11 protein-coding genes are annotated in these 11,876 nt (G+C 70.7%); 8 read left to right on the top strand and 3 right to left on the bottom strand.

All coding sequences use genetic code 11. The features are described 5' to 3' along the window. Positions 1-96 precede the first annotated feature (96 nt). Positions 97-558 (top strand): acyl-CoA thioesterase, encoded by a 462-nt coding sequence (locus IPJ78_03810; GenBank protein ID MBK7905670.1) that lies wholly within the window; start codon positions 97-99, stop codon positions 556-558. Here the strand turns inward: IPJ78_03810 and sthA are convergent. After that, positions 527-2,002, bottom strand: coding sequence for a Si-specific NAD(P)(+) transhydrogenase (gene sthA / locus IPJ78_03805; protein MBK7905669.1), 1,476 nt, complete (start codon positions 2,000-2,002; stop codon positions 527-529). The genes IPJ78_03810 and sthA overlap by 32 nt on opposite strands. Before the next feature lie 143 nt (positions 2,003-2,145). Here sthA and IPJ78_03800 point away from each other — a divergent pair, with 143 nt between their 5' ends. From IPJ78_03800 to IPJ78_03770, 7 genes are all read left to right on the top strand, one after another. After that, positions 2,146-3,360, top strand: a complete 1,215-nt coding sequence (locus IPJ78_03800) for a 4-hydroxy-3-methylbut-2-enyl diphosphate reductase (protein MBK7905668.1) — start codon at positions 2,146-2,148, stop codon at positions 3,358-3,360. Between the two features lie 34 nt (positions 3,361-3,394). Beyond that, on the top strand, positions 3,395-4,366 hold the full coding sequence (locus tag IPJ78_03795) for a hypothetical protein (GenBank protein MBK7905667.1): 972 nt from the start codon (positions 3,395-3,397) through the stop codon (positions 4,364-4,366). Beyond that, the gene (locus IPJ78_03790; protein MBK7905666.1) at positions 4,363-5,301 is read left to right on the top strand and encodes a hypothetical protein; all 939 of its coding nucleotides are present in this window, start codon (positions 4,363-4,365) and stop codon (positions 5,299-5,301) included. The genes IPJ78_03795 and IPJ78_03790 overlap by 4 nt, the downstream gene beginning before the upstream one ends. Next, positions 5,298-6,617 carry a fumarylacetoacetase gene (fahA, locus tag IPJ78_03785; protein ID MBK7905665.1) on the top strand — a complete coding sequence of 440 codons (1,320 nt, stop codon included), beginning with the start codon at positions 5,298-5,300 and terminating at the stop codon, positions 6,615-6,617. The genes IPJ78_03790 and fahA overlap by 4 nt, the downstream gene beginning before the upstream one ends. Next, positions 6,614-7,486 carry a PD40 domain-containing protein gene (locus IPJ78_03780; GenBank protein MBK7905664.1) on the top strand — a complete coding sequence of 291 codons (873 nt, stop codon included), beginning with the start codon at positions 6,614-6,616 and terminating at the stop codon, positions 7,484-7,486. Before fahA ends, IPJ78_03780 begins: the two co-directional genes overlap by 4 nt. After that, positions 7,483-8,253, top strand: a complete 771-nt coding sequence (locus IPJ78_03775) for a class I SAM-dependent methyltransferase (GenBank protein ID MBK7905663.1) — start codon at positions 7,483-7,485, stop codon at positions 8,251-8,253. Before IPJ78_03780 ends, IPJ78_03775 begins: the two co-directional genes overlap by 4 nt. Positions 8,254-8,322: 69 nt before the next feature. Next, on the top strand, positions 8,323-8,793 hold the full coding sequence (locus IPJ78_03770; GenBank protein ID MBK7905662.1) for a hypothetical protein: 471 nt from the start codon (positions 8,323-8,325) through the stop codon (positions 8,791-8,793). 51 nt (positions 8,794-8,844) lie between these two features. On the opposite strand, the gene IPJ78_03765 is transcribed toward IPJ78_03770, so the two are convergent. Then, positions 8,845-10,779 (bottom strand): ABC-F family ATP-binding cassette domain-containing protein, encoded by a 1,935-nt coding sequence (locus tag IPJ78_03765; protein ID MBK7905661.1) that lies wholly within the window; start codon positions 10,777-10,779, stop codon positions 8,845-8,847. A gap of 4 nt (positions 10,780-10,783) precedes the next feature. Next, positions 10,784-11,824, bottom strand: coding sequence for an acyltransferase (locus tag IPJ78_03760; protein MBK7905660.1), 1,041 nt, complete (start codon positions 11,822-11,824; stop codon positions 10,784-10,786). Positions 11,825-11,876 lie beyond the last annotated feature (52 nt).

Raw genomic sequence — 11,876 nt, 5'->3', positions numbered from 1 at the left:
GGGGCTCCGCGTTGAGGCTGATGGGTGTCGGGCGCGACCACCCATGCCGAAGTTACCATTGGGTACGCGTCCGCGCGTCGGCGTTCCCCTCAACGGATGTCAGGTGACCCACTCGTGACACTGAACCCGCCCGCTTTCCCCTTCGCCGTGCAGGAGCGCGTGCGCTGGAGCGACTGCGATCCCCTCGGCATCATCTACTATGGCACCTACGTGCGCTTCTTCGAGTCGGCGGAGCACGAGATGTTCCGGCAGGCGGGACTGCCGTACGAGGTCATGCGCGTGCAGAAGCAGGTCCAGCTACCGCGCAAGGCGTTCGCGGTGGAGTTCCACTCGCCAGCGGAGATGGACGAACTGCTCGAGATCCGCGTCGGGGTGTCGCGCATCGGGGAGTCATCGCTCACGATGCGCTTCGAGGCCTATCGCGCGCGCGACCTCGCGCATCGCGCGTCGGCGACGCTGACGGTGGTCTGCGTGGACAAGGCGACGATCACCAAGCGGCCGCTGCCGGAGTTCGTGAAGGACGCGCTCAGACCGTTCCGGGTGCCGCCGGCAGCGTAGGCCCCGCGTCCGCCGGGGTGTGGCTCCGCGCGGTCATCGCCGCGCTCACGCGCTTCTGCAGGCGCTGCAGCCCATCGTACGCGGCGTACTTGAAGGCATCCGAGAGCGTCGGGTAGTTGAAGACGCACTGGATGAAGTAGTCGATTGACCCCTGGAGCTGGATGACCGCCGCGGGGATGTGGATGAGCTCGCAGGCCCCCTCGCCGACGACGCTGGCCCCGATGATCCGCTGGTCACTGACGCGGAACACGAGCTTCACGAAGCCCTCCGTGTCCCCGATGATCTGCCCGCGGGGATTGTCGCGGAACCAGGCCTTCCCGATCTCGACGTTGATCCCCTGGCCTCGCGCATCGTCCTCACCGAGCCCGACGGTGGCGACCTCGGGCACGCTCCAGACCCCGTAGGGCAGGACGTTGGAGACCGCGGTCTTGTACTTGAGGTCGAAGGCGTGGCACATCGCCACGCGCGCCTGCTCCATGGCGGTCGACGCGAGCGCGGGGAAGCCGATGACATCGCCGGCGGCGAAGATGCGCGGGTTCTGCGTCCGGAAGTGCGCATCGACCTGCACGAAGCCACGTGGGTTGGTGCGGACGCCAGCGGCCTCGAGACCGAGCCCGGCGACGTTGCCTTCGCGGCCGGCACAGTAGAGGACACAGTCGGCGTCGACGGTGCGGCCGTCGGAGAGGGAGACGGTGGCGACGTCGTTCTCGACGTGGACGCCGCTGACCCCCGTGTCGAGCATGACCTGGACGCCGAGGCGACGCGTCATCTCCTGACGGAGTGCGTCGGAGAGGTCGGCGTCGAGCTGCATCAGCAGGCGTTCCTTCGCGTTGACGAGCGTCACGCGGGCGCCGAGGGCGGCGAAGGTGCCGGCGTACTCGCATCCGATCACGCCGCCGCCGATGACGACGAGGCGGCGGGGGATGGCCATGAGCGAGAGGACATCATCGCTGTCGACGACGATTCGGCCATCGAAGGGGATCTCGGGCGGATGCTGGGGCTGCGCGCCGGTCGCGACGAGGAAGACATCCGCGGTGACGACGCGCACAGCCTCCTTGAAGCGCGTGACCTCGAGCGTGCCCGCATCGGTGAACCGGGCCCGGCCTTGGACGCGAGTGATGCCGTGCCGCGCCAGGTTCTGCTCGATGTGCTGCCAGGCCGAGTCGACGACCGCACGCTCACGGTACATGAAGTCGCCGATGGTGAGGTCGGCCTTCACGCGGTACTCGATGCCGTACATGCCGCGCTGGCGGAGGCCGCTGAAGTAGAGCGCGGTCTCGCGGAGCGTCTTGGAGGGGATGGTGCCGGTGTTCACCGCCGCCCCGCCGGGCCGCGGGGTGCGCTCGACGAGGCAGACCTTCTTGCCGAAGTAGGCGGCCTGGGCGGCGCCCTTCTCGCCGGCCGGTCCGCTCCCGATCACGCAGAGATCGAAGTGCTCGCTCATCGGGCCGAACTTATCCCGTACGGTGCCGGAGCGCGAGGCAGGGCCGCCTGCGGGGATCGCGGTCGGGGCCGTCGGTCGGGACCCGAGCGAAGCGGGCAGTCGTTCATCATGCGGTCCCCCCGCTCCGACCTTATCTTTCGAAGATGTCCTCCGAGTCCACCTACTTCCGCAAGGGCTTCGGTCTCAAGACCGAGGTTCAGGACACCCTGACCGCCGACTACGACGGCCAGTTGGTTGATCTCCTCCGCGCACGCGACCACACCCTCGTTGCCGGTCCGGTGACGATCCGCCTCGCAAAGGAGTTCGGCTTCTGCTACGGCGTGGAGCGCGCGGTGGAATACGCGTACCAGACGCGCGCCAAGTTCCCCGACCGGCGCATCTACCTCGCGGGCGAGATCATCCACAACCCGCACGTGAACGCGAAGCTGAAGGAGATGGGGATCGTCTTTCTCGCTCCCAGCGACAAGGGGTTCGACTACTCGGGCGTGAAGCCGGAGGATGTCGTCATCCTGCCGGCCTTCGGCGTGACGATCCACGATTTCCAGACGCTGCGCGAGCGCGGCTGCGTGATGGTCGACACGACCTGCGGCTCGGTGCTCAACGTCTGGAAGCGGGTCGAGGTCTACGCGCGTGACGGCTTCACCTCGCTGATCCACGGGAAGTACTACCACGAGGAGACGCGGGCGACGGCGTCGCAGGTGGAGAAATTCCCCAACGGGACGTACCTCGTGGTGCGCGACATGGCGCAGGCGGAGGACGTGATGGCGTACATCGCGGGCACCTTCGCGGGCGGCCGTGAGGTGTTCCTCTCGAAGTACGCGCACGCGGCGAGCCCGCAGTTCGATCCGGATCTCCACCTGCAGCGGATCGGCGTCGCGAACCAGACGACGATGCTCGCGCGCGAGTCGCTCGCGATCGGCGAGGCGGTGGGGCAGGCGATGGCCCGCGCGCACGGCGAGGCGCATCGCGCCGAGCACTTCCGCACGTTTGACACGATCTGCAGCGCGACGCAGGACCGCCAGGACGCGGTGAATGCGCTGCTCGTCGAGCCGCTCGACGTGATGCTCGTGGTCGGGGGATACAACTCGAGCAACACGATCTCGCTCGCGGCGCTGTGCGCCGAGCGCGTGACGACCTTCCATCTCGAGGACGCGGCCGGGCTCGACCCCGCGGCCGGGACGGTGCGGCACCGCGACCTCACGACAGGAAAGGAAGTCGTGACGGCACACTGGCTCGCGGCCGAAGGGCCGGTGCGGGTCGGCCTCACGGCCGGCGCCAGCACGCCGAACAACAAGATCGGCGAGACCGTCGCGCGCGTGCTAGCGACTCGCGGCGTGGACTTGGCGTCGATCACGTGAGCGCTCGGCCGCACGTGCGGGGCGGAGCACGCGCGTGACGGCGCCGCGCGTCGCGGCCACCGAGCCGGGCTTCATCGCCCTGGAGGGCGGCGATGCGCGCGTGGAGGTCGTCCCGGCGATGGGGGGGCGGATCCGCTCGTTGCGCTTGCGCGGGCGCGAGTGGTTGGTGCAGGGCGGCGCTGCGCCGTCGGGCGCGCTGGGGGTCCTCGCCGGTGCGGGCTGGGATGAGTGCGCTCCCGCGGCCGGTGCCGGCACCGTCCCCGAATGGGTGAAGGGTATCGGCGGCCGACCGATTCCCGCGGGCGGCGAGGCACGGCTCCAGGTGCCCGAACTCGACCTGCGCACGAGCACCGATGGGCACTCGCTCCGCTGCACCTGGCGCGGAGAACGCCTGCCGTGGACGCTCACGCGCACGCTCCTCGTCCGGCCCGACGGCGCCATCGAGGCGCGCTACGAGGCGGTCGCGACGGGGACCCAGCGGTTGCCGTTCCTCTGGAGCGCGTGCCTGCTGCTCCCGCTCGATGCGCAGACTCGGCTCAGGATGCCGGAGGCGACGCGGTTCCGCGTGCAGACGGTCGCGGGGGTGGAGGCCGATCCACCGGTGCCGGCCGCACCACAGTGGCCGCGCTTGCCACTCCGCGGGCGCGTGTACGACCTCGCGAACCCCTGGCAGCTCCCCCGCGCCGCGATGGTCACCGGGTGGCTCGACCTCGCCGGGTCCCGCTCGGCGCTGCAGGTGCGGCAAGGCGAGGCGGCGCTCTCCATCGCGATGGACGGCGAGGGCGTGCCCCATGTGGGCGTGATGCTGGACCGGGGCGGCCTGCGCACGGGTGTACGTCGCGGCCCCTTCTCGCGCGGCGCCGCGCCGTCGCTCGCGGTCATGCCGTCGCTCGGTGCACCGGACCGCTACGCGGACGCCCTCGGGGAGTGGCAGTCCGTCGCGTGGCTCGTGCCGGGGGAGCCGCGGCACTGGACGATGGTGCTCCGCGCGGGGGCTCCCGCGTGAGCGGACCGTCGGCCGATCACCCGCGTGATGGCGACGCTCATCCGTCGGGGCGCGGCACCGCACTCAGCGCACTCCTCGACGGCCTGGTCGACTACGCCGGACTGTTCCCCCCCGCCGCGTTGCCGATGCCCGAGGCGGTGGCACGCCATGCGACGTACGTGCGCGGGACTGACCGGGCGCTGCTCGGGCGCTTCGTCGTCCCCTTCGCGCGGCTGGAGGAGTGCGCCGCGGCTGTCGACGCGCTCCCCCCAACGCTCGCGCCGGCCGACCGGGCTCCCTGGCGACTGAGCGTCCTCGCGGGGGTGGATGACGCGCCGTCGCTCGCCGCCTTCAACGCGCGGGAGCGGCGACGTCTGGTGGTCGACACCGTCGAGACGCGTGCGGACGCCGTCGCTGCGATGACCGCCATCGCCGCGGTCCTCGGTGCCTACGCGACGTACGTCGAGATCCCGGTCCGAGAGGATCCCGCACCCCTCGTCGAGGCGCTGGGCGCTCACGGACTCCGCGCGAAGGTCCGCACGGGCGGTGTGACGGCAGATGCGTTCCCCTCGCCGCCCGAGGTGCTGCGATTCCTCGTCTCGTGCGTGCGGGGCGGCGTCCCCTTCAAGGCGACCGCAGGCTTGCATCACCCGCTGCGCGGCGAGTACGCGCTTACGTATGCGACGGATGCGCCTCGGGGCACGATGTACGGCTTCCTGAACATCTTCCTCACGGCGGCTTTCCTCGAATCGGGTCTCGCGCCGGATCAGGTCGCGCCGCTGCTCGAAGAGCGCGATGCGTCGGCGATCGTCGTGCGCCCCGAGTCGATCGGCTGGCGGACGCATCTCCTCTCGGGCGACGCGATCGCCCGGACCCGTGCCCGTCTTGCGGGCTCCTTCGGCTCCTGCTCGTTCGAGGAGCCGGTGCAGGATCTCACCTCGCTCCGACTGCGCTGAGCATGCCGACCGACCCGACACTCGACCCGACGCTTCGATCCTGGGTGGCCTCCGCGCACGCGGACGGCACCGACTTCCCTCTGCAGAACCTCCCGCTGGGAGCCTTCACCTCGGGGCTCGCGCCGCGGGTCGGCGTGGCGATCGGCGACGACGTGCTTGACCTTCGGGCGGCGCGCGACCAGGGCCACCTCGACGGGCTCGACGCACGACTCGTCGAAGCGGCGGGGGCCGAGACCCTGAACGCGCTCTTCGCCCTAGGCCGCCCGGCGCTCTCGGCGCTCCGGGCGCGCGTCAGCGCGATGCTGCGGGCGGATACGCCCGAGGGTGCGCGCGCGGAGGCGGACGGCACCCTGATCCTCCCGGCGCGCGAGGTCACGATGCGGCTGCCGGCCGAGGTCGGCGACTATACCGACTTCTACGCGAGCATCGATCACGCGACGAACGTCGGCTCGATGTTCCGGCCGGACCAACCGCTGCTGCCGAACTACAAGCACCTGCCGATCGGCTACCATGGACGCGCCTCGTCGCTGGTGCCGAGCGGGACCGCGGTGGTGAGACCGCACGGGCAGGTCTCGGCGAAGCCCGAGGGGCCGCCGTCCTTCGCGCCGAGCGCGCGCATGGACTACGAGCTCGAGGTGGGCGCGTTCATCGCCGGGGGGAACGCCATGGGCACGAGCATCGCGCTGGCCGATGCGGAGACGCACCTCGCGGGACTGGTGCTCGTGAACGACTGGTCGGCGCGCGACCTGCAGACGTGGGAGTACCAGCCGCTCGGGCCCTTCCTCGCGAAGAATTTCGCCACGACGGTCTCGCCCTGGGTGGTCTCGCTCGACGCGCTCGCGCCGTTCCGCGTGCCGGCTCGTCCGCGGGGCGCCGGCGACCCTGCGCTCTTGCCCTACCTGCTCGCCGAGGGCGATCGCGCGCGCGGCGGGTTCGCGATCACGCTCGAGGTGTGGTTGCGCACGGCCGTGATGCGCGAGCAGGGGCGCCCGGCGGAGCGGCTGAGCCAGGGCTCGTTCACGCGGATGTACTGGACGCTGGCGCAGATGCTCACGCATCACGCGAGCAACGGCTGCAACCTCCGGGCGGGCGATCTCCTCGCGAGCGGGACCGTCTCAGGGCCCGAGAGGAGCGGGCGCGGTTGCCTGCTCGAGCTCGCGTGGCGCGGCAGCGAGCCCGTCACGCTCTCCACCGGCGAGACGCGCGCCTTCCTTGCCGATGGCGACGAAGTCACGTTGCGCGGCTGGTGCGAGGCGCCGGGCGCGGCGCGGATCGGGTTCGGCGCGTGCACGGGGACACTCCAGGGGGCAGAATGATCCGTCACATCATCCTCTCCGCGGTGCTCGGCGCCGCGGTCCTGCCGCAGGGTGCGCTCGGACAGGGCGGCACCGACATCCTCGTGGCTCCGTTCAGCGATGTCGCCGGGCGCCTCTCGATCGGGCGTCCGGTGAACGTCACGCAACGCCCGGGATACGACAACCAGCCGGCATTCACGCGTGACGGGACGGCGATCCTGTTCACGAGCACACACGCTGACGGGCAGGCCGACATCTGGCGCGTGTCCATCGAAGGCGGCCCCGCGACGCGCGTGACCCGGACGGCCGAGAGCGAGTACTCGGCCACGCTCCTGCCGCGCGACGACGGCTTCTCGGTGATCCGCGTGGAGGCCGACTCGACGCAGCGGTTGTGGCGGTTCCGGTCGGACGGCACGGGGGCGGAACTCGTGCTGCGCGCGCTACGCCCGGTGGGCTACCACGTGTGGGTGGGCGATGTGACCCTGGGAACGTTCGTGCTGGGGTCGCCGAACGCGCTCGTGCTCGTGGATGCGCGCACGGAGCGAGCCGACACGCTCGCCCGCGACATCGGGCGGGCGCTGGTGCGCGTCCCCGGGCGCGATGCGTTCACGTTCCTTCAGGTCGGTCGCGACACCAGCTGGATCAGCGAGGTCGACGTGCGCACGCAGGCGATCCGGCGCATCGCGCCCGCGCCGGCACGCTCGGACTATCACCTGTGGACCCCGAACGGCCGGCTCCTCGTGTCGCGGGGCACGCAGTTGCTGGTGCGCGTGGACGATCGATGGGACGTGCTCGCGGACTTCGCCGAGCTCGGCGTCCGCGGGATCACGCGGCTCGCGCTCAGTCCACGGGGTGACCGCATCGCCTTCGTGGCGGAGGACCCGAGGTGACCCGACCGCCCACGCCGCGCTCGACGCGCGCGTTCCAGGACCACTTCTCCGCGCACGCGGGGACGTACGCGGCCTATCGGCCTCGGTATCCGCTCGCGCTCTTCCATTGGCTCGCGGTCGTGGCGCCCGGCACCGCGCTCGCCTGGGATGCCGGGACGGGGAACGGCCAGGTCGCGACCGGACTCGTGACCCGGTTCGCGCAGGTGGTCGCCACGGACGCGAGCGCGGAGCAGATCGCGAACGCCGAGGCGCATGCGCGCATCACCTATCGGATCGCGGCGTACGACAGCGGCATCGCCGACCATTCGGCGCAGTTGGTCACGGTGGGCCAGGCGCTCCACTGGTTCGACGCGGAGGCGTTCTGCCGGGAGGTGCGGCGCATACTGCAGCCGGGGGGCGTGCTCGCGGCGTTCGCCTACACGCATAGCCAGGTCACGCCGGCCATCGACCTGCTGGTGCGGCACCATCACGACGTCACCCTCGGGCACTACTGGCCGGCGGAGCACGCGCTCATCCACGACGAGTATCGTACCATCGCACTGCCGATCGACGAACTGGTGGCACCGCCGTTCGAGATGCACGAGGACTGGACGCTGGCGCAGTATCGCGGATTCCTGCGGTCATGGTCGGGCACGCAGCGGCTGATCGCGGCGCGGGGGGAAGAACCGATCCTCGCGTTCGAGCGCGAACTCGCGTCCGCGTGGGGGGAGACGCCGCGACGCCAGGTCACCTGGCCGCTGTTCCTCCGGGTGGGCGAGATCCGCTAGGCGGACCCGTTGCGCGGTCGCCCTGCGCCGAGGCAGAGTTCACGCACTCCTCCACCCAGACCATCGCAGATGCCGACCAAGCCCCAGCCCCGTCCGTCCAAGCCGTCGTCGCACCCGCTCCGTGATGCCGCCGACGCGCTCTATCGGGCGGCCGACGAGAGTTGCAACCAGCACCAGCGGTTGACGAAGGTGCTGGGGCACCAGCTCGACGACATGGAGCTCGAAGGAGTGGCCGAGGTCGTGGACCTCTGCGACACGCTGCTCGCGAAGGCGACGACCCGCTACGAGGAGGCGGCGAAGGAGGGGCGCGGCAAGGAGAGCGAGGAGCTCTGGAAGGCGGCGAACGGGCTCTGGATGGCGGCGCGCGAGTACTGCCGTCGGCACGCGCAGAGCGACGCGATCGCGACGCGACTCAAGAAGCACGGCGCGGCCCAGTTCAACGAGATCAGCGTCGAGTACGAGTTGGAGATGTCGGCGCGGCTGGCACTCAAGCAGGCGCTCGGCGCGTACGGGAAGCTGCGGCCCGAAGCCGCGGCCTGAACCAGCGGCCGGACCCGCGCACCGCCGCGTCAGCGCGGGCGGCGCCCCCCCTCAGGACTGTTCCGTTGCCTCGGCCCATGCCGCCATCGCCTGGTCGAGTGCCTTACGCAGGCGCGCCAGCTCCTTGTCCAGCTGCGCGGCCTTCTTCGCACCCTCGGGCGAGCCGTCGTAGAGGTCCGCGTCGCCAAGTTGCGCCTCCACCTCGGCGATGCGCGCCTCGTGACGCTGCACCGCCGCTTCGGCATCGTCCGCCGCGCGCTTGCGGGCGCGACGCGCGGCGTGATCCCCCTCCTGTGATGCGGCGTTCTTCTTCGCGCGCTCCTTCTCCTGTTGGCGCTTCACCTCGGCGGCTTCTGCGTCGGCGCGGGTCGCCCTCGCCGCGCGATGCGCCCGGTCCTCCTCCCACTCGACGAACGGGCCGTCGAAATCGACGAGGCGGGTGCCGTCGAACGCCCACACGCGCGTGGCGACCTCGCGGAGGAAGGCGCGGTCGTGGCTCACGAGGAGGACGGTGCCCTCGTACTCGTCGAGGGCATCCTCGAGCGCCTCGATATTCTCGACGTCGAGGTGATTCGTGGGCTCGTCGAGGACGAGGAGGTTCGCGTGCGAGAGCGTGATGAGCGCGAGGGCCATGCGCGCGCGCTCGCCGCCGCTCAGCGAGCTGATCTCTCGGAAGACCTCGTCCCCGCTGAAGCCGAAGGCGCCGAGGTGGTTCTGCACCGATCCGCGGCTCCAGAGTGGTCGCTGGTCGAGGATCGCGTCCATCAGCGACTTCCGGAGCGGGAGGTCGGCGAGGTCCTGACGGAACCAGGCGGGCGTGATCGAGCCCCCGATCCTCGTCTCCCCGGCCGCCGGCGCACGATCGCCGAGCAGCGTGGAGATGAAGGAGGACTTGCCGGCGCCGTTGGGGCCGACGAGGGCGATGAAGTCGTTCCGGCGGATGACGCCGGTGAAGTCATTGACGAGGACGCGACCGGGGACTTCGACGCGAAGGTCCTTCACCGAGACGACCTGGTCCCCTCCGCGCTCTGCGGGCTCGAAGCGGAGGTTCATCGCGGCGGGGTCGCCGGGCGGCGGCGCGAGGCGCGGCAGCCGCTCGAGGCGCTTGCGCTTGCCCTTGGCCTGGAAGGAGTTGACACCCGCGAGGTTCCGCCGGATGTACTCCTCCTCCTTCTTGACGTACGCGCGCTGCCGCTCGAGCTCGCGCTCGCGGGTGAGGCGGCGCTCGGCGCGCTGCGGGACGAATTGGCTGTAGTTGCCCTTGTACCACTCGCTCGTGCGCGCCTCCACGTGCAGGATGTGCGAGCAGATGGCGTCGAGGAAGGCACGATCATGCGAGACGACGATGACCGTCTCGTTCGCCTCGGCGAGCCACTCCTGGAGCCAGGTGGTCGTGTCGAGGTCGAGATGGTTCGTCGGCTCGTCAAGCAGGAGCAGGTCGGCGGGAGCGATGAGCTGCGCGGCGAGACCCACACGTCCGCGCTCGCCGCCGGAGAGCGACGAGACGAGCCGCGACTTCGACTCCTCGGCATCGAAGCCGAGACCTTGGAGCACGGCGTCGACACGCGCGTGGTAGACATAGCCGCCGAGGTCCGCGAAGCGCTCCTGGTCGTGCCCGAAGCGCTCGAGGAACTCGTCGGTGACCTTCTCGCCGAGCTCGCCGAGCTCGATGGCCTGCTCGGCGATGCGCTGCTCGAGCGCGATGACCTCGCGCCAGGCGGCCGCCGCGGCCTGCCAGACGGTCGTCGCGCCCTCGAAGGCGCGGTGCTGGTCGAGGAGCGCGTGCCGCAGCCCGGGGCGGCGCGCCACGCTCCCGACCGTCGGCGGCAGGTCGCCGGTGATGACCTTGAAGATCGAGGTCTTGCCGGCGCCATTTCGGCCGATGATGCCCCACCGCTCGCCCTCGGCGACGGTGAAGGTGATGTTCTTGAGGAGTTCCGTCGCACCGAACGAGATGCCGACGTTGGAGCAGGAGAGCAGGGTCACGGGGTCAGGTTCGCGCGGGACGCATGAGACGGTCGCGCCACCGGAGGACCGGCTGCTCGACGAGGTGATACGACAGCAGCGCTGCCGCGAGGACGAACAGGATGTTCTGCGGGAACCGCGCGTACCACGCGTCGGTGTGCCGGTCGAGGAAGAGCTGCTGCCAAATGTACACGGAGTAGCTCAACGTTCCGAGGAACGCGACGTGTCGCTGATTGAGCAGACGGCCGAGCGGTCCGTCGTGCAGGCGGACGACGCGGTCGACAATCATCGCGATGCAGAGATTCAACAGGGTGAGCCCGACGGCGGCAAAGAGGCCACTGAGCACCCACTCGACGCGCGGGGAGACCCAGGGGCCCCACCACCGGAGGCTCCCGGCGGCGAGTCCGACCACCGGTAGCAGTAGTGCCCATCCCGAGCCGACGAGGCGCCGGTACGGCGCCCAGGTCCAGAGCCGGTCGCGCACGAGCGCCAGAAGCGCCCCGGTCGCGATCGCGTCGACCATCGTCTCGAACGACGCGCCGACATACGCCTGCAGGCCGATGGTGCCATCGGGCAGCGCCATGAGCAGCACACGCATGACGGGCGCGAGCACGATCGCTGCGACCGCGGCGCGCGGCGCGCGCACCGGTGTGAGCCAGAGCAGCAGGAGCGGCCAGGTGAGGTAGAACTGCTCCTCGACCGCGAGCGACCAGGCGTGCCCGACGAGCCAGTCGTGCGTGGTGGAGTAGTTGATCGTGTAGGTCGCCGCGCGGAGGAGGTCGCCGTCACGCAGGCTGATCGGGCCGGCGAGCGCGAGGACCGCGAGATAGACGTAGAACGCCGGGAATATCCGGAGCGTGCGACGGATGTAGAAGGCGCGCAGGTCGATCTTGGCGGTCCTGTCCCACTCCTTGAGCAGAAGGCCCGTGATGAGGAAGCCCGAGAGCACGAAGAAGATGCGCACGCCGAGGTCGCCGAGGTCGAGCAGCGGCGTCGCGGTGACGGGGAAGCCGCGGGTCCCGAGGAGATGGCTGAACAAGACCAGCACGATCGAGACGGCACGCATGCCGTCGAGCGACGGGATGCGGCCGACCGGAGGCGCCCCCGCTCGGTCGCCG

The sequence above is a fragment of the Gemmatimonadota bacterium genome, assembly GCA_016714015.1.
GTDB lineage: Bacteria > Gemmatimonadota > Gemmatimonadetes > Gemmatimonadales > Gemmatimonadaceae > Pseudogemmatithrix.
This window is presented reverse-complemented; position numbering and strand designations above follow the sequence as displayed.

What these genes read in the sequence shown, in the direction of transcription:
- IPJ78_03810 (MBK7905670.1), top strand. Translation starts at nt 97, where the DNA reads ATGTCAGGTGACCCACTCGTGACACTGAACCCGCCCGCTTTCCCCTTC.
- sthA (MBK7905669.1), bottom strand. Translation starts at nt 2,002, where the DNA reads ATGAGCGAGCACTTCGATCTCTGCGTGATCGGGAGCGGACCGGCCGGC.
- IPJ78_03800 (MBK7905668.1), top strand. Translation starts at nt 2,146, where the DNA reads ATGTCCTCCGAGTCCACCTACTTCCGCAAGGGCTTCGGTCTCAAGACC.
- IPJ78_03780 (MBK7905664.1), top strand. Translation starts at nt 6,614, where the DNA reads ATGATCCGTCACATCATCCTCTCCGCGGTGCTCGGCGCCGCGGTCCTG.
- IPJ78_03770 (MBK7905662.1), top strand. Translation starts at nt 8,323, where the DNA reads ATGCCGACCAAGCCCCAGCCCCGTCCGTCCAAGCCGTCGTCGCACCCG.
- IPJ78_03760 (MBK7905660.1), bottom strand. Translation starts at nt 11,824, where the DNA reads ATGCGTGCCGTCTCGATCGTGCTGGTCTTGTTCAGCCATCTCCTCGGG.